Annotated in this window: 18 protein-coding genes and 1 pseudogene; 10 read left to right on the top strand and 9 right to left on the bottom strand. The window is 74.5% G+C overall.

From position 1 onward, the window contains the following. Nucleotides 1-1380: MFS transporter (locus EAO71_RS07325; RefSeq protein ID WP_147979160.1), on the top strand; the 1380-nt coding region annotated here is incomplete at its 5' end. A gap of 78 nt (nucleotides 1381-1458) precedes the next feature. On the opposite strand, the gene EAO71_RS07330 is transcribed toward EAO71_RS07325, so the two are convergent. The 3 genes from EAO71_RS07330 to EAO71_RS37535 all read right to left on the bottom strand — a co-directional run bounded on the left by EAO71_RS07330 (nucleotide 1459) and on the right by EAO71_RS37535 (nucleotide 3870). Next, the gene (locus EAO71_RS07330) at nucleotides 1459-2304 is read right to left on the bottom strand and encodes a spermidine synthase (RefSeq protein ID WP_147976974.1); all 846 of its coding nucleotides are present in this window, start codon (nucleotides 2302-2304) and stop codon (nucleotides 1459-1461) included. A 149-nt stretch (nucleotides 2305-2453) separates the two neighbouring features. After that, nucleotides 2454-3623, bottom strand: coding sequence for an elongation factor Tu (gene tuf, locus EAO71_RS07335; protein WP_147976975.1), 1170 nt, complete (start codon nucleotides 3621-3623; stop codon nucleotides 2454-2456). A 94-nt stretch (nucleotides 3624-3717) separates the two neighbouring features. Beyond that, nucleotides 3718-3870 (bottom strand): hypothetical protein, encoded by a 153-nt coding sequence (locus EAO71_RS37535; protein WP_187282591.1) that lies wholly within the window; start codon nucleotides 3868-3870, stop codon nucleotides 3718-3720. Nucleotides 3871-4167: 297 nt separating this feature from the next. Here EAO71_RS37535 and EAO71_RS07340 point away from each other — a divergent pair, with 297 nt between their 5' ends. After that, entirely contained in the window at nucleotides 4168-4866 is a 699-nt protein-coding gene (locus EAO71_RS07340; protein ID WP_147976976.1) for a class I SAM-dependent methyltransferase, read from the top strand. Here the strand turns inward: EAO71_RS07340 and EAO71_RS07345 are convergent. Continuing rightward, on the bottom strand, nucleotides 4853-5551 hold the full coding sequence (locus tag EAO71_RS07345) for a DNA alkylation repair protein (protein ID WP_147976977.1): 699 nt from the start codon (nucleotides 5549-5551) through the stop codon (nucleotides 4853-4855). The two genes, EAO71_RS07340 and EAO71_RS07345, sit on opposite strands and share 14 nt — an antisense overlap. An 80-nt stretch (nucleotides 5552-5631) precedes the next feature. On the opposite strand from EAO71_RS07345, the gene EAO71_RS07350 reads away from it, so the two are divergent. Further along, nucleotides 5632-6405, top strand: coding sequence for a TVP38/TMEM64 family protein (locus EAO71_RS07350; protein ID WP_147976978.1), 774 nt, complete (start codon nucleotides 5632-5634; stop codon nucleotides 6403-6405). 48 nt (nucleotides 6406-6453) lie between these two features. Here the strand turns inward: EAO71_RS07350 and EAO71_RS07355 are convergent, their stop codons facing one another. Then, nucleotides 6454-7623: a thiolase family protein gene (locus EAO71_RS07355; protein ID WP_147976979.1), complete on the bottom strand. Its 1170-nt coding sequence runs from the start codon at nucleotides 7621-7623 to the stop codon at nucleotides 6454-6456. Nucleotides 7624-7726: 103 nt separating this feature from the next. Here EAO71_RS07355 and EAO71_RS07360 point away from each other — a divergent pair, with 103 nt between their 5' ends. From EAO71_RS07360 to EAO71_RS07370, 3 genes are all read left to right on the top strand, one after another. After that, complete coding sequence (locus EAO71_RS07360) at nucleotides 7727-8188, top strand: winged helix-turn-helix transcriptional regulator (protein ID WP_147976980.1); 462 nt, start codon at nucleotides 7727-7729, stop codon at nucleotides 8186-8188. A gap of 320 nt (nucleotides 8189-8508) precedes the next feature. Beyond that, the gene (locus EAO71_RS07365) at nucleotides 8509-9381 is read left to right on the top strand and encodes an undecaprenyl-diphosphate phosphatase (protein WP_147976981.1); all 873 of its coding nucleotides are present in this window, start codon (nucleotides 8509-8511) and stop codon (nucleotides 9379-9381) included. A gap of 336 nt (nucleotides 9382-9717) precedes the next feature. Continuing rightward, the gene (locus EAO71_RS07370) at nucleotides 9718-9933 is read left to right on the top strand and encodes a hypothetical protein (RefSeq protein WP_147976982.1); all 216 of its coding nucleotides are present in this window, start codon (nucleotides 9718-9720) and stop codon (nucleotides 9931-9933) included. Between the two features lie 75 nt (nucleotides 9934-10008). Here the strand turns inward: EAO71_RS07370 and EAO71_RS07375 are convergent, their stop codons facing one another. Continuing rightward, nucleotides 10009-10602: a flavin reductase family protein gene (locus tag EAO71_RS07375; RefSeq protein WP_147976983.1), complete on the bottom strand. Its 594-nt coding sequence runs from the start codon at nucleotides 10600-10602 to the stop codon at nucleotides 10009-10011. Nucleotides 10603-10683: 81 nt separating this feature from the next. On the opposite strand from EAO71_RS07375, the gene EAO71_RS07380 reads away from it, so the two are divergent. Together EAO71_RS07380 and lnt are read left to right on the top strand one after the other, a co-directional pair. Next, the gene (locus tag EAO71_RS07380) at nucleotides 10684-11121 is read left to right on the top strand and encodes a nuclear transport factor 2 family protein (RefSeq protein WP_187282592.1); all 438 of its coding nucleotides are present in this window, start codon (nucleotides 10684-10686) and stop codon (nucleotides 11119-11121) included. Between the two features lie 50 nt (nucleotides 11122-11171). Continuing rightward, nucleotides 11172-12843 (top strand): annotated as a pseudogene (gene lnt / locus EAO71_RS07385) (apolipoprotein N-acyltransferase). Here the strand turns inward: lnt and EAO71_RS07390 are convergent. Beyond that, complete coding sequence (locus EAO71_RS07390; RefSeq protein WP_147976984.1) at nucleotides 12767-13672, bottom strand: Gfo/Idh/MocA family protein; 906 nt, start codon at nucleotides 13670-13672, stop codon at nucleotides 12767-12769. The pseudogene lnt and the gene EAO71_RS07390 sit on opposite strands and share 77 nt — an antisense overlap. An 11-nt stretch (nucleotides 13673-13683) precedes the next feature. Continuing rightward, nucleotides 13684-14922 carry an FAD-dependent monooxygenase gene (locus EAO71_RS07395; RefSeq protein ID WP_147976985.1) on the bottom strand — a complete coding sequence of 413 codons (1239 nt, stop codon included), beginning with the start codon at nucleotides 14920-14922 and terminating at the stop codon, nucleotides 13684-13686. A gap of 81 nt (nucleotides 14923-15003) precedes the next feature. On the opposite strand from EAO71_RS07395, the gene EAO71_RS07400 reads away from it, so the two are divergent. Then, nucleotides 15004-15666, top strand: coding sequence for a TetR/AcrR family transcriptional regulator (locus tag EAO71_RS07400; protein WP_147976986.1), 663 nt, complete (start codon nucleotides 15004-15006; stop codon nucleotides 15664-15666). 67 nt (nucleotides 15667-15733) lie between these two features. Further along, on the top strand, nucleotides 15734-16255 hold the full coding sequence (locus tag EAO71_RS07405) for a DinB family protein (protein WP_147976987.1): 522 nt from the start codon (nucleotides 15734-15736) through the stop codon (nucleotides 16253-16255). A gap of 263 nt (nucleotides 16256-16518) precedes the next feature. On the opposite strand, the gene EAO71_RS07410 is transcribed toward EAO71_RS07405, so the two are convergent. Continuing rightward, nucleotides 16519-16712, bottom strand: a 194-nt coding sequence (locus tag EAO71_RS07410; protein ID WP_147979162.1) for a mycothiol transferase, incomplete at its 5' end; no start/stop codon positions are given.

Raw genomic sequence — 16712 nt, forward strand, 5'->3', positions numbered from 1 at the left:
TGGGCCGGGCGCAACTACATGCTGTTGACGGCCGCCGCGGTCGTCACCAACCTCGGCACCCACGGTGCCCTGATCGCGGCGGCGTTCGCCGTGCTGCAGTCCGGCGGCGACGGCGGGGACGTGGGCCTGGTCGCGGCGGCCCGCACGCTGCCGCTCGTGCTCTTCCTGCTCATCGGCGGCGCGATCGCCGACCGGGTGCCCCGGCACCGGGTCATGGTCGCCGCCAACGCCCTCAACTGCGTCTCGCAGGCCGTCTTCGCCTACCTGGTCCTGGCGGGCGAGCCCCAGCTGTGGCAGATGATGCTGCTGACCGCCCTGTGCGGCACGGGTCAGGCGTTCTTCAACCCGGCCGCCGAGGGCATGCTGATGTCCAGCGTCAGCGGCGAACAGGTCAGCCGCGCCTTCGCCCTCTTCCGGATGGCCATGCACGGCGCCGGCATCGGCGGCGCGGCGCTCGGCGGCGCCATGATCGCCGCCTTCGGGCCCGGCTGGGTGCTGGCGATCGACGCGGCGGCCTTCGCGGTCGCGGGCGCCCTGCGCGCGTTCCTCGACGTCGGCCACATCCGGGAGCGGGAGGCGGGCGGCGGGCTGCTCGCCGACCTGCGCGAGGGCTGGCAGGAGTTCATCGGCCGCCCCTGGCTGTGGTCGATCGTCGCCCAGTTCTCCATCGTGGTGGCGCTGGTCGGCGCGGCCGAGTCGGTGTACGGGCCGCTGGTCGCCCGGGACGAGCTGGGCGGCGCCCGGCCGTGGGGCCTCTCGCTCGCCGCGTTCGGAGTCGGCACCCTGGCCGGCGCGCTGCTGATGATGCGGTGGAAGCCGCGCCGGATGCTGCTGGCCGGTACCTTGTGCGTCTTCCCGATCGCGCTGCCCTCGGCGGCGCTGGCCGTGCCGCTCGACGTGTACGGGCTCTCCGCGGCGATGTTCGTCAGCGGCGTGGCCATCGAGGTGTTCGGCGTCTCCTGGATGACGACGCTGCACCAGGAGATCCCCGAGGAGAAGCTGTCCCGGGTATCGGCCTACGACTGGTTCGGCTCGACGGCCATGCTCCCGCTCTCCACGGCGCTCGCGGGACCGGCGGAGGGGGTCTTCGGCCGGCACGAGGCGCTGTGGGGGTCGGCGACCCTGATCGTGGTCGTCACGGCGCTGGTCCTGCTCGTCCCGGACGTCCGCAACCTGACGCGGCGGACGAAGCGGGTCGCCGCCGCCCCGCCCGCGGGTCCGGACGGGTCCGGCGCGCCGACCGCTCCGGCGCCGCCCGCCGGGCTCCCGAAGCCGATCACGCCCGCGGAGGCCGTCGGTCCGGGCGCACCGGTGGAGGCCGTCGGTCCGGGCGCGTCCGCGGTGCCCTCGGAGCCTCCGGCGGCGCGCCCGGCGGAGTGACGCGGGCGGCGGTTCGCCGCCCGGCCCGGCCGTTCGTGCGGGGGCCTGTACGGGTCCCCGCCGCGGCGGGCCGGCCCGTCAGCCCACGCTGAAGGCACCCGCCGGCGGCACCGGGGACGGCACCGCGTCCGTGTCCCCGACCGGCCGGGCGCCCGCCCTGAAGCGGTCGAGGGCGGCCCCGTGCTCCACGCGCGCGGGAAAGGCGTCGGCCGCGGCCCGCCGGGCGAGGCGGGCCGTGTCGATCTCGCGGTCGGAGGCGACGAGGACCGCGTTGCCGAAGCGCCTGCCGCGCAGGACCGCGGGTTCGGCGATCAGCGCGAGTTCGGGGAAGACCGTGGCGAAGGTCGCCAGCTGGGAGCGGAGGAAGGCGAAGGGCGCTCCGTCGGCGAGGTTGGCCGCGTAGAGACCGCCCGGCCGCAACGCCCGCCGGGCGGCCGTCGCGTACTCGGCCGACGTCAGGTGCGCCGGTACCCGCGAGCCGCCGAAGACGTCGGCGACGAGGACGTCCACGGACGCCGCCGGAGCGGCCTCCAGCCAGGCACGGGCGTCCGCGCCGTGGACGGTGACGCCCGCGTCCTCCGGCAGCGGCAGGTGCTCGGACACCAGCTCCAGGAGCCCCCGGTCGGACTCGACGACGTCCTGGCGCGAGCCGGGCCGGGTCGCCGCGACGTAGCGCGGCAGGGTGAGGGCGCCGCCGCCGAGGTGCAGGACGTCAAGGGGCGCGCCCTCGTCGGCGGCGCCGTCGAGGACGTGGGCGAGTCGGCGCGCGTACTCGAACTCGAGGTGCGTCGGCTCGTCGAGGTCGACGTACGACTGGGGCGCGTCGTCGACCGTCAGCAGCCAGGCGCGCTCGCGGTCCACGTCGGGCATGAGCCGGGCGGTGCCCCCGTCGACGTCCCGGACGACCGGTATCTGCTCGTTCACGCTCTCATTGTGCCCGCGGTCCGAGGGCCCGGGCGCACGAGCCGGCTCGGCCCGCCCGGCGCGGTGGCCGCCTCCGTGTGCCGCCCGGCGACGGGGGCCCCGTCCCGCGGGTGCGGAACGCGGGCCCCCGTCGCCTCGTGGACGCCCCGTCAGCCGACGGTGGTGACCGTGCCGGCCCCCACCGTGCGTCCGCCCTCACGGATCGCGAAGCCGAGACCCGACTCCAGGGGCACGTCCCGGCCCAGCTCGACGGTCATGGTGACCGTGTCGCCGGGGCGGGCGACCGCCGTCTCGCCGAGGTCGACGTCTCCGACGACGTCCGCGGTCCGGATGTAGAACTGCGGCCGGTAGCCGGTCGACACGGGAGTCGTCCGGCCGCCCTCCTTGGCCGACAGGACGTAGACCCGGGCGGTGAACCGGCGGCTCGGCACGACGCTGCCGGGCGCCGCCACCACGTGACCGCGGCGGACCGTGTCGCGTGGCACGCCGCGCAGCAGCAGGGCGACGTTGTCCCCGGCCTCGGCGACCTCCATGGGCTTGCCGAAGGTCTCGACGCCCGTCACGACGGTCTCCGCACCGGCGCCGAGCACCTCCACCCGGTCCCCCACTCTGACCGTGCCGCGCTCGATCGCACCGGTGACGACGGTGCCGCGGCCGGTGATGGTCAGCACGTTCTCGACCGACATCAGGAACGGCGCCTCCACGTACCGCACCGGCATGGGCACGTACGTGTCCACCGCGTCGAGCAGGGCCTCCACGGCCGCCGTCCAGCGCGGGTCGCCCTCCAGGGCGCGCAGGCCGGAGACCCGGACCACGGGCACGGTGTCGCCGCCGTAGCCGTGGGCGGTCAGCAGCTCCCGCACCTCCAGCTCCACCAGGTCGGTCAGCTCGTCGTCCCCGGCGTCGGCCTTGTTGAGGGCCACGACGATGTGGTCGACGCCGACCTGACGGGCCAGCAGGACGTGCTCGGCGGTCTGCGGCATGATCCCGTCCAGCGCGGAGACGACGAGGATGGCGCCGTCGAGCTGGGCCGCGCCCGTGACCATGTTCTTGACGTAGTCGGCGTGGCCCGGCATGTCGACGTGGGCGTAGTGCCGGGTGTCGGTCTCGTACTCGACGTGCGCGATGTTGATGGTGATCCCCCGCTGGGCCTCCTCGGGCGCGCGGTCGATGCGGTCGAACGGCACGAAGGTGCCGGTCCCGCGCTCGCTGAGGACCTTGGTGATGGCGGCGGTCAGGGTGGTCTTGCCGTGGTCGACGTGGCCCATGGTGCCGATGTTGAGGTGCGGCTTGGTGCGGACGTAAGCCGTCTTGGACATGGTTCGCTCGTTCCTTGAGCTCGAAGCGTGTGCGGGGACCCCGGGGCCGGACCGACCCTCCCCCTGCGGGGTCCGCCGGACGATCCGGGGAGGGTCAGCTTCGGGCGCCGTCGAGGACGAGGGCGGTGGCGGCTGCCGCGGCAGCTGCGGTGACGGCTTCGGCGGACGTGGTCACGCCGTGCGTGACGGCAGCCTTCGGCGCGGCCGCGACTGCGGGCCGTGCTGCGAGGAAGGCGTACCGGGACATGTCCCCGATCATCGCGGGGCGGGCGGTCGGCGTCGAGCGATTTTCGCCGGGCGGGTCCGCCAAGGGCGTGACGGGCGCCGGGACTTCGGGTCAGGGGGGCGCCCCGTGCCGTGCCGGACGGGCTCGCGGCCGGCGACGGCCGGTGCCGGACCTCGGCCCCGCGGTCCGGCGGTCCCGGTGCGGCATCCGCCGGCGGGGGCCGGCCCGGGGCCTCGGTCGCGCCCCGCGGCGGCGGCTTCCGGACGCGATGCCGTCGGAGGCGGGCGCGTTGTCGGTGGCGGGCGGCAGAATCGTCGCATGACCGACTCCACCGCCATCGCCGCCTACTGGGACGCCGCTGCCGCGTGCTTCGACGACGAGCCGGACCACGGGTTGCGGCCCCGGCCGACCCGGGACGCCTGGTCGCGGCTGCTGACCTCCTGGCTGCCCGCCACCCCCTCGGACGTGCTCGACGTGGGGTGCGGCACAGGCTCGCTCTCGGCCCTGACCGCGGCGGCGGGGCACCGGGTCACCGGAGTCGACCTGTCGTCGCGCATGGTGGCCGGGGCCCGCGAGAAGCTGCGGGCGGCCGGGCTGCCGGGCCGGTTCCTGGTGGGTGACGCGGCGGCGCCGCCCGTCGGCGAGGAGCGGTTCGACGTGGTGCTGTGCCGGCACCTGGTGTGGACGCTGCCGGACCCGCCGGCCGCCCTGCGCGCCTGGGCGGCCCTGCTGCGCCCGGGCGGCACGCTCGTGCTCGTCGAGGGCCGTTGGCGCGAGGCCGCGGAGGGCGCGGTGCCGTACGTGGCGGGCGCCGAGGCGCTGCCCTGGCACGGGGGCGTCACCGCCGCCGCCCTGGCGGACGCCGTGCGCCCGCTGGTCGGGCGGCTGCGCGTCGAGGATCTCGCGCCGCGCACCGAGCTGTGGGGCGCGGCGGTCCGCGACGAGCGCTACGCCCTCATCGCGGAGCTGCCGGCGGCGGCCGGTGAGTCCCCCGCGGGATCGCCTACAGGTTCTTGAGCGCCTCGCGCACCGAGAGCGGGGAGAGCCGGTCCCGGTTCTCCCCGACGAACACGCGCACCTCGTCGGGGTCGGTCTTGGCGTACTCGCGGAGCGACCAGCCGATCGCCTTGCGGATGAAGAAGTCGGGGTGTCCGGAGCGGCGCAGGCAGTAGGCGAAGAGCCGCTCGGTGTCGGTGGCCTGCTTGAACCGCAGCTGGTGCAGGATCGCGGTGCGCGCGACCCAGAGGTCGTCGTCCTCGATCCAGTCGTCCATCACGGCCGCGAGCGCGGGGTCCGCGGCGACGAGCCCGCCGACCACGTGGGCGGCGAGGTGGTCCACCGTGTCCCACCAGGAGACGGTGGTGACGAGCCGCCGTGCCACCGGCAGGAAGCCGGACGAGCACAGCTTCACGTGACGGCGCAGGTAGTCGACGGCGAAGTAGTGGTACTCGCGCTCGGGCAGCGCGAAGCAGCGCAGGGCGACCGCGGTGCAGTCGCCCTCGTCCGGCCGCGGAAGGCCGTCGAGGACGAGGCGGGACAGGGCGCGCCGCTCGGGGGTGCGTACGCCGAGGAAGGGGGCCACGCCCTTCATGTACGCCACCATCTCCTGCGCCCTGAACGGGTTCCCGGCTTCCGGGTACAGCCGGGTGAGCCGGGCCAGCACGGTGTCGGCGAGGGCGCTGTCGGGCCCGGTGACGGTCATGCCGTCACTGTAGGGGGGCGGTCGCGCGGGCATGACGGACGTTACGGCGATCACACGGGCTCGTCGGTTACCCTCCCCGGATGTCCGACCCCGTCGCCCGGCCGCCGGTCCCCCTCGCGCTCCGTTGCTCCCGGACCCTGCTGTCGCCCTGGTCCCGTCTGTCGCTGCTCGCCGTGCTGCTCCTGGGCGCGGCGACGACGGTGGTGCTGTACGAGCCGCAGCGGCTGCTGGCCGAGGGCTGGCCTCCCCAGGTGGCCGGCGCGGGCGCCGTGATGCTGTTCGGTCTCGCGTACGGCGTGTGCACCGCCGCGTTCGTGCCGCGGCCGATCCTGAACCTGGCGGCGGGTGCGCTGTTCGGCACCCAGGCCGGGCTGGTCGCGGCGGTGGCCGGGACGGTGCTGGGGGCGGGTATCTCGTTCACGCTCGGCCGGGTGCTGGGCCAGGACGCGCTGCGGCCCCTGTTGCGCGGCCGGTGGCTGAAGGCGGCGGACGGGGTCCTCAGCCGGCACGGCTTCCGGTCGATGCTGGCGATCCGGCTCTTCCCCGGTGTGCCCTTCGCCGCAGCCAACTACTGTGCGGCGGTGTCCCGCATGGGATACGTGCCGTTCCTGCTGGCCACGGGCCTCGGGTCGATCCCGAACACCGCCGCCTACGTGGTGGCGGGCAGCGAGGCCGGCTCGCCGACCTCGCCCGCCTTCCTGATCTCGATGGGGTTCATCGTGGTGTCCGGCCTGGCCGCGGCGGTCGTCGCCTGGCGCAAACGGCACGGCCTGCGGGCGTCGACCGCGGACGGGTCCGCGCCGGAACCGGCCAGAACCCTGGTGGGCGTCGCGGGCCCGGCCGACGGAGCCTGAGGCCTGTCGTCGACGTCTCGGCCCGCTCGCGGTGCCCGCGCCCGCTCTCTACAGCGCCTCGACGATCATCGCGTTCGCCAGGCCGCCCGCCTCGCACATGGCCTGGAGGCCGTAGCGGGCGCCCCGCGCCCGCAGTGCGTGCACCAGCGTGGTCGTCAGACGGGTGCCGCTGGCGCCGAGCGGGTGGCCCAGCGCGATCGCGCCGCCGTGGACGTTGACCTTGGCCGGGTCGGCGCCGGTCTCCTGCTGCCAGGCGAGTACGACGCTGGCGAACGCCTCGTTGATCTCGAAGAGGTCGATGTCGCCGATGTCCAGCCCCGCCCGGCGCAGCACCTTCTCGGTCGCGGGGATGACGCCGGTCAGCATGAGCAGCGGGTCGGAGCCGGTCACCGCGAAGCTGTGGAGCCGGGCCAGCGGGCGCAGTCCGAGCCGTTCCGCCGTCTCGGCCGCCATGACGAGCACGGCCGAGGCCCCGTCGTTCGTCGGGCTGCTGTTGCCGGCGGTCACCGACCACTCGATCTGGGGGAAGCGCTCGGCGAACACCGGGTCGCTGAAGGCCGGGCGGAGTCCCGCCAGGATCTCGGGCGTGGTCGCGGGCCGCACCGACTCGTCGCGGCGGACGTCGCCGTACGGCACGACCTCCGCGTCGAAGAGTCCGGCCTCCCAGCCGCGCGCCGCCTTGGCGTGCGAGGCGGCGGCGAACGCGTCCATGGCCTCGCGGCCGAGGGACCACTTCGCGGCGATGAGCTCCGCGCTGATGCCCTGCGGGACCAGGCCCTCGGGGTAGCGCTCCGCGACGCCGGGCCCGAAGGGGTCCGCGCCGGGCGGCACGTTGGACCACATCGGGACGCGGCTCATCGACTCGACCCCGCAGGCCACGGCGATGTCGTAGGCGCCCGAGATCACGCCCTGGGCGGCGAAGTGCACGGCCTGCTGGGAGGAGCCGCACTGCCGGTCGACCGTGGTGGCGGGCACGGACTCGGGCAGTCCGGCGCCGAGCCAGGCGTACCGGGTGGTGTTCATGGCCTGCTCGCCGACCTGGTCGACGGTGCCGCCGATCACGTCGTCGACGAGGGCCGGGTCGAGACCGGCGCGCTCGATCAGCGCGCCGAGGGTGTGGGAGAGGAGGGCGACGGGGTGGACGTCGGAGAGGGCTCCGCCCGCCTTGCCCTTGCCGATGGGCGTCCGGACGGCTTCGACGATGACGGCGTCTCGCATGACACGGCTCCTGAGTTGGAAAACTGGACCAACACTCGCAAGTAACATAACCGAGTGGGTTGGAATTTCAAACCCTTCCGTGGAACTGCCTTACGCTGGGCTCATGAAGGCCGCTCCCCGCCCCTGCTCCATCGCCGACGCCCTCGCCCTGGTCGGCGAGAAGTACGCGCTCCTCGTGCTGCGCGAGATCTCGCTCGGCGTGCGCCGCTTCGACCGGATCGCCCGCAACACCGGCGCCCCGCGGGACGTCCTCACCGCGCGCCTGAAGCGGCTCGTCGAGGCCGGGATCCTGGAGAAGGTGCCGTACAGCGAGCGTCCGCAGCGCTTCGAGTACCGGACGACACCGGCGGGCGAGGAGCTGCAGCCGGTGCTGCTCACCCTGATGAGCTGGGGCGACCGTCATCTGAACCAGACGGTCCGGCCGGTCCTCCTGGAGCACCGCTGCGGCGAGGTGCTCAGCCCCCGCGTCGTGTGCGCGCACTGCGGCGGCGAAGCGGACGCCGCGAGCCTCACCCCGCACGTGCAGGCGCCCGGCTGGACGACGGCGGGCCCGGTCGAGAGCTGACGGGCGGGCGGTCCGCCCCCGGGGACACCCCGTCCCGGACCTGGGAACGGGCTCGTCATCTTGGGAAGGTACGCTGCGCACCGACCGGCGGGGGATCTCCGATCCCACCGCCATGGCCGTGCGTCGTGACCTCGCGTGACCCCACGTGAGCCACGGGCACGGCCTTCGGCGTGACCGCAGCGCGACCCCCCACCGACCGCACGAGCGCATCGGGAAGGCCCCGGGGCCCTCTCGTCCGGATCAGGCCGGATCGGTGAGTGGGGCCCGGTGCGCACCGGACCCCACGAGCCCGGCAGGATCCAAAGGAGAGCCCCAGCCCCATGAGTTGGTTCGAATCGTTCATCCTCGGACTCGTCCAGGGACTGACGGAGTTCCTACCCATTTCCTCCAGCGCGCATCTGCGGCTCACCGCGGCCTTCGCGGGCTGGGAGGACCCGGGCGCCGCCTTCACCGCGATCACGCAGATCGGCACGGAGACCGCCGTCCTGATCTACTTCCGCAAGGACATCGCGCGGATCGTCACGGCCTGGTTCGCCTCGCTGCGCGACAAGTCGATGCGCGGCGACCACGACGCCCAGATGGGCTGGCTGGTCATCGTGGGCTCGATCCCCATCGGCGTCCTGGGCGTCACGTTCAAGGACCAGATCGAGGGCCCGTTCCGTGACCTGCGGCTGATCGCCACCACGCTGATCGTGATGGGCATCGTCCTCGGTGTCGCGGACCGGCTCGCCGCCCGGGACGAGATCGGCGGCCGCCACCGGGCGATCCGCGAGCGCAAGACGCTCAAGGACCTCGGTGTCCGGGACGGCCTGATCTACGGCGCCTGCCAGGCGATGGCGCTGATCCCCGGCGTCTCCCGCTCCGGAGCGACGATCTCCGGCGGCCTGCTGATGGGGTACACCCGCGAGGCGGCGGCCCGGTACTCGTTCCTGCTGGCCATCCCCGCCGTGCTGGCCTCCGGCGTCTTCGAGCTGAAGGACGCCGGCGAGGGGCACGTGTCCTGGGGGCCGACGATCTTCGCGACGCTCATCGCCTTCGTCGTGGGCTACGCGGTGATCGCGTGGTTCATGAAGTTCATCACGACCAAGAGCTTCATGCCGTTCGTGATCTACCGCATCCTGCTCGGGATCCTGCTGTTCGCGCTGGTGGGAGCAGGTGTCCTGAGCCCGCACGCGGGCGAGTCGGCCGGCTGACGCACCCGACGGCACGGCGCCGGCCGTGGGCGCACGCGAGGCGCCCGCACACGGCCGGCGGCCGTCGTGGCCACCGGCGTGCGGCCGGACCCGTGGCCCGTCCGGGCGGTGACCGGAGACCACGCCAGATCGGGACGGGTCGCCGGACTCGGGGGGTTGATCCGGCGACTCTTCTCGGTCGTGCCCACCCGGACGGACAGGACGATCCTCGCGTCCCGGCCCGCCGTCCGCGAGCGTGTGCGGCGTGCGGGTCGAGGCGTTCCGTTCACACCCCGTGCGAAGCGGCACCGCCGCGGCCGCCGGGCGGGATCCGGCCGATCGAAGCACCCTGGAACCATGGCATGGCAAGCACCCGTCGTCGTTCACCGCCCGTCCCCCGGCGGCGGCCGGCGCGTCACCGTCCGCGGGACGATCGTGGGCCTCGCGCACAACGACACCGACCTCGTCGAGTTCCTGCGCCGGGCCGGGCTCGAGGACGCCGGCATGATCCTGGACGACCCCCACCTGGTGGAGTGGCGGGGCGGGCGTCCGCACCGCTGGGAGGCCGCGTAGGGCGTGCCCGGCGGGCGAGGGCACGTCAGGGCCCCCGCCACCGGACGGGCGGGCCGGGCGACCTCCGGTCGGGCCCTACGCCTGGTACGGCACCCGGGCGAGTTCCGTGATGCCGCCCAGCGTGCCCCACTCGTTCTTGCCGAGACGGGCCAGCGGCCGCATCCGGGTGATCTCGGGGTGGCCGTCGACCATGACCGACTCCTCGACCGCCGCGTGCACCACCCGGCCGAAGACGACGGTCGAGTCGCCGATCCGCACGGTGCTGTGCAGCTCGCACTCCAGGGCGACCGGAGCGTCCGCCACCCGGGGCGGCCCGACCCGCAGGCTCGGCTCACGGCGCACGCCGCAGGCGTCGAACTCGCTCACCCCGCGCGGGAAGTCCGTCGCCGTGGCGTTGATCTGCTCGAAGAGCGGCTCCGGGGACAGGTTGACGACGAACGCGCCCGTGTCCTCGATGTTGCGCAGCGAGTCCTTGCGGCCCACCGAGGTGAACTGGACGACCGGCGGCGTCACCGAGGCGATCGTGAAGAACGAGTGCGGGGCGAGGTTGTCGGTCCCGTCCGCGGCGGTCGTGGAGATCCAGGCGATCGGCCGGGGCACCACGGTGGCGGTGAGCAACCGGTAGAAGTCGTTCCGGTCGCTGCGGTCGGGATCGAAGTCGATGCGCATGGCAGAAGTATGACCGGTATCCGCCCCTGTCCTTCGCGCACGGCTCTTGGCCCCGTGGCTCCGCTGGCCGACACTGAGCCGATGACGCAGCGCGTGGATCTCGCGACCGTGATGGACCGTCTGGCCATCGACGACGTGGTCACCGGATACGCGGTGGCCGTGGACGATTCCGACTGGACCGGCTACCGGGCGCTGTTCACCCGCGACGGCCGAGCCGACTACCGCGGTTCCGGGGGTGTGGAGGGGCCGGCGGCCGAGGTCGCCGACTGGCTCGAGGAGACGATGCGGCTCTTCCCCGTACGCCAGCACCTCATCGTGAACCGGCGTGTCCGCATCCAGGATCTCGGCGGCTATCCCGGTGACAGCGCGGAGGTCGAGGCCGACTACGTGAACCCGATGCGGTTCGAGTCCGGCGAGGACTTCGTCTGCGGCGGCCGGTACTCGTTCGCGCTGCGCCGGACGGACGCCGGATGGCGGCTGCGCTCGGTGACCGTACGGGAGAAGTGGCGGCGGTCGTAGCAGGTCCCGCGCACTCCGGTCACACTGGAGGCGACACCGGGAGGCGCGGTATGCGGGTTCCGTTCGGCCGGCGCGGGACGCGGGGCGCGGCAGACGGCGGGCCGGGGCCCGAAGCGGGTTCCGGGGACGGGCGCGCCGGGGATCCGGATGCGGCCGGGCGGGCCGCGCGACGGGTGCGCGCCGCCCGGGCCGCCGGTGCGGTCGGGGCCGGCGCCCTGCCCGCCCTCGCGTTCCCGGCTGTGGTGGTTCGCCTACGTCGCGCTCGTGCCGTGGATGCTGCTGCTGCGCACCGCCCCGACCGCGCGCCGGGCGGCGCTGGAGGGCTGGCTGGGCGGGCTGGGGTTCATGCTGGCCATGCACCACTGGTTGCTGCCGAGCCTGCACGTCTTCCTCTTCGTCCTGGCCGCGCTGCTCGGGCTGCTGTGGCTGCCCTGGGGGTGGCTCGTCCGCGTCATGCTCGGGTACGAGCCGTCCGCGGCCCGGGCCGCGGCCGCGCTCGTCGTGGTCCCCGCCGGCTGGCTGGTGATCGAACWCGCCCGCTCCTGGGAGGGTCTGGGCGGTCCCTGGGGGCTGCTCGGCGCGAGCCAGTGGCAGGTGGAGCCGGCCCTGCGGCTGGCCTCGGTCGGCGGTGTCTGGCTGGTGAGCCTGCTGGTGGTGGCGGTCAACACGGCCGCCGCGCTGCTGGTGTCGGTGGCCACCGCACGGATCACCGTGGTGGCGGCGCTCATGGTGTGCGCGCTCACGACGGGTCTGCTGTGGTGGGGTGTGGGGCCGCCGTCCGAGCGGGGCACGGTCCGGGTGGCCGTCGTCCAGCCGGGCGTGTTCGACGGCTCCGGCGGGGCGGAACGCCGATTCGCCCGGGGCGAGGACCTCACCCGCACGCTGGTGGGCCGGAACGTCGATCTGGTGGTGTGGGGGGAGAGCAGCGTCGGGGCCGACCTGACCACCCGCCCCGAGCTGGCGGCCCGGCTGACCGCGCTCTCGCGGGCGGTGGACGCCCCGATCCTGGTGAACGTGGACGCGCGCCGCTCCGACCGGCCCGGCATCTTCAAGAGCAGCGTGCTGATCGACGCCCAGGGGCCGACCGGGGACCGGTACGACAAGATGCGTCTGGTCCCGTTCGGCGAGTACGTCCCGGCCCGTGCGGTCCTGGGCTGGGCGACCTCGGTCGGCAAGGCGGCGGGCGAGGACCGGCGCCGGGGCACCGAGGCGGTGGTGATGAACCTGCCGGCCGGGGACGGCCGTCCGGGGCTGCGGATCGGTCCGCTGGTCTGCTTCGAGTCGGCCTTCCCCGACATGAGCCGGCGGCTGGCCCGGAGCGGCGCCGAGCTGCTGGTCACCCAGTCGGCGACCTCGACCTTCCAGCACAGCTGGGCGCCCGCGCAGCACGCCTCGCTGGCGGCGCTGCGCGCGGCGGAGACGGGCCGCCCGGTGGTGCACGCGACGCTGACCGGCGTCAGTGCGGTGTACGGCCCGGACGGCGCCCGCGTCGGCGCGCCGCTGGGCACCGACCGGAGCGCCGTCGCCGTCCACGAGGTCCCGCTCGCGCAGGGCTCCACCGTCTACGTCCGCTTCGGCGACTGGCCCCTGTACGGCGCGCTGGCCGTGCTGGCGGTGGCCGCCGCCGTCGAGGGCACCGGCTCGCTCAGGAGGCCTGGGTCAGAGCCTCGCGGACGACGCGCTCGCACAGCTCGTGGGTCTCCAACGCGTCGCGCGCGCTGAGGACTTCGCCCGCCCGGACGGCGTCGAGGAAGGCGAGCACGGCCTGTTCGATGCCGCGCTGGCGAGCGACGGGCACCCAGTCACCGCGCCGGCGGACGGTCGGCTGGCCCTTGTGGTCCACGACGTCCGCGAGGTTGAGGACCTGGCGCTTGGTGTCCTGGCCGGAGACCTCCAGGATCTCCTCGGTGGAGCCGTTCATCCGGTTCATCATGCCGATGGCGGTGAAGCCGTCGCCGGAGAGCTGGAGCACGACGTGGTGCATCAGGCCGTCGCGGACGCGGGCCCGCACGTCCACGTGATCGACCACGCCCGGCACCAGGAAGCGCAGGGTGTCGACGACGTGGATGAAGTCGTCCAGGACGAAGGTCCGCGGGTCCTCGGGCAGTCCGACGCGGTTCTTCTGCAGGAGGATCAACTCGCGCGGGTGGTCGGCACACTGGGCGTAACCGGGCGCGAGGCGGCGGTTGAAGCCGACCGCGAGGCCGACTCCGCGTTCCTCGGCGAGCTCCACCAGCCGCACGGAGTCCTCGTAGTCGTACGCGAGCGGCTTGTCGACGTAGGTCGGCACCCCGGCCCGCAGGAGGCGGGTGGTGATCTCGGCGTGCGCGGCGGTCGGCGCGTGGACGAACGCGGCGTCGAGGCCCGCCTCCAGCAACGAGTCGAGGTCGGTGTGCCGGCGGGCGGCCGGGACGTGGTGGGTGGCGGCGACCCGCTCCAGGGTGGCCGGAGTCCGTGTCTGGAGGTGCAGCTCGACTCCGGGAAGGGCGGCCAGGACCGGCAGATATGCCTTCTGCGCGATGTCGCCGAGTCCGATGCAGCCGACCTTCACGGGGGTTCTCCCTAGCTGTGGGTGGTACGCCGTCGCGCGTCGGCTGTGCGCCGTTCGCGCCGGTCAGCATACGCGGGCAGGTCGGCGGTGGCCGGTGGCCGCCAGTCTGCGATGCCGTCGAAGCCGCGCAGGACGAGCCCGGGCCCGAAGCGGGACACGGCGACGACGAGGGCGTTGCGCAGGGCGACGGCGGGACGGGCGGAGAGCAGGGCCAGCCGGCCGGTCCGGGCGGCCTTGCGCACGATCGCGGTGGTGCGCGGCAGCCGCTCGGCGGTGTAGGCCGCCAGCGCCTCGCCGGCCGGGAGTCCGCGGCCGGCGTGGTGGGCGAGCACGACGGCGTCCTCGATCGCCTGGTTGCCGCCCTGGCCGAGGGTGGGCTGCATGGCGTGGGCGGCGTCGCCGAGCAGTGCCACCCGGCCGCGGTGGAAGGCGGGCAGCGGTTCGGGCATGTGGTGGACGTCGTGGCGCAGGACGTCCTCGGGCGCGACCGCGGCGAGGATGTCGGGGACGGGGTGGTGCCAGTCGCCGAAGAGCCGCAGGAGTTCGGCCTTCTCGTCGTCGGGTGCGTGCGCGCCCGCCGGTGCGGCCGCCATGGCGTAGGCGTAGATCCGGCCGTCCTTGAGCGGTTGGGTTCCCCAGAGGCGGCCGGGACCCCAGGTCTCGTGCGGGGGGAAGGGCCGTTCGGGTGCGGGGACGACGACGCGCCAGGTGGTGAATCCGGAGTACCGCGGACCCGGGTACTCCGGGAAGAGGGCACGGCGGACGCCCGAGTGGATGCCGTCGGCGCCGAGGACCAGGTCGGCTTCCATGGTGCCGTCGGAGGTGCGGACGACGGCGGGGCGGTCGTCTCCGCCGTGGTCGGCCAGGGAGGCGGTGACGCCGGTCCGCACGGTCGCGTCGGGGAGGGCGGCGGCCAGCAGCTCGACGAGGGTGGCGCGGTGCAGCAGCACCAGCGGGCCGCCGAAGCGCGCGGCGGCGGCCTGCGCGCTGGTCCGGGCGAGCCAGCGGCCGTCGGGGGCGCGCATGCCGCCGTCGCCCTGCCAGGCGGAGAGCGCGCGTACGCGGTCGCCGAGCCCGAGGACGTCGAGGGCGCGCTGGGAGTTGGGGGCGAGGCCGATGCCGGCCCCGACGGGGGTGAGGGCGGCGGCACGTTCGAGGACGGTGACGTCCCAGCCCCGCCGGTGCAGGGCCACGGCGGCGGCGAGCCCGCCGATGCCCGCGCCGATGACGACGGCCCGTTGCTGGTGCATGGCTTCTCCCTCGCTACTACATCTGTAGTGACCCTGTGACCGTACTACAGGTGTAGTTGGGGCGGTAGTAGGTTGTCCCCCATGACCGCACGCACCCCCGCGCGTCCCGGCTCCCCGGGCGGCGCCCCCACCGATCCCCCGGCTCCGCACACCGTCGGGGGCCCGGCCGCCCCGCGTGCCGAGCGGATCGGCGACGCCGCCCTCGACCTGCTCGTCGAGCGGGGCATGCGCGGACTGACCCATCGCGCGGTGGACGAGCGGGCGGGACTCCCCCAGGGCTCGACCTCCAACCACGCCCGCACCCGCCAGGCCCTACTGGAGACGGCCGTGCGACGCCAGGTCGAGCGGGAGGCGGCCGTCCTGACGCCGGACGAGATGCCGGCCCGCGACGGCGGCGGAGAGGCCCTGCTGGACGCCCTCTCCCTGGCCCTGCACCGCTACCTCACCGACCACCGGGCGCTGCTCGTCTCCCGCTACGAACTGGCCCTGGAGGCGACGCGCCGCCCCGAGCTGCGCAGCTTCTTCGACACCGCCGGCTCCGCGTTCCACGGACCGGTGATCGCGATGATGACGGAGGCAGGCTCGACGGCCCCCGAGCGCCACGCGCTGTCCCTGATCGCCTGGTGCGAGGGACTGATGTTCTCCTGCGCCGCGGGCTCGTTCCACTCCGCCGTGCCGAGCCGCGCGGAACTGCGCACCGGCTTCGAGGAGTTGCTCCGCGGCATGCTGGACGGCCAGGAGTGACCCGGGAGCCCGCCCGGTCCGGCCGCACCCTGGCGCGGGGCCTCCCGCGTCGGGGACGATGCCCGTCATGACCTCTGTCGAACGCGACACCCGGATCGTCCCGCCGACCACCGCCGGAGAGCGGGAGATGCTGGAGGCCTGGCTCGACTTCCATCGCGACACGCTCGCGATGAAGTGCGCGGGTCTCGACGACTCCCAGCTGCGCACGGCCTCCGCGCCGCCCTCGGACCTCAGCCTGCTCGGCCTGGTCCGGCACATGGCCGAGGTGGAGCGCGGCTGGTTCCGCCATGTCATGGCCGGTGAGGAGCGGCGGCGGATCTTCGGCACCCGCGAGGACCCGGAACGCGCCCTCCACGTCACCGCGACGGACACCTGGGAGGAGGCCCACACGGCCTGGCGGGGCGAGATCGCCCGGGCCCGCGAGATCTCGGCCGGTCTGGGCCTGGACGACCTGGGCGCGGGCAGCCACCACAGCGGGGAGACCTTCAACCTGCGCTGGATCTACACCCACATGATCGAGGAGTACGCCCGCCACAACGGCCACGCCGATCTGCTGCGCGAGCGGATCGACGGAGCGACGGGCGACTGAGCGACGGCCCGGGCGGCGGGGCCGGGGACGGGCGGCGGGTCGGGCGGCCGGGCGGCCCGGGTCACCCTCGGCGCCGCCGTCACCCGTGCGAGGCATTCCCGGCGGGTAGGCCTGTGAAGATCACCGCCGGGGCAGCAGAGTGGCGCGGGTGCACGGAACGAGAACCACAGTGAAGATCCTGGTCGGGGTGGCCGTCGCCGCCCTCTCCGGCTGCGTGTCGGTCGAGGCGCGTCCGGTGGCCCCCGCACCGCCCGGGCCGTCGCTCAGTCGCCCGTCGCTCCGTCGATCCGCTCGCGCAGCAGATCGGCGTGGCCGTTGTGGCGGGCGTACTCCTCGATCATGTGGGTGTAGATCCAGCGCAGGTTGAAGGTCTCCCCGCTGTGGTGGCTGCCCGCGCCCAGGTCGTCCAGGCCCAGACCGGCCGAGATCTCGCGGGCCCGGGCGATCTCGCCCCGCC

This window comes from Streptomyces sp. MS191 (assembly GCF_008042125.1).
Taxonomy (GTDB): Bacteria; Actinomycetota; Actinomycetes; order Streptomycetales; family Streptomycetaceae; genus Streptomyces.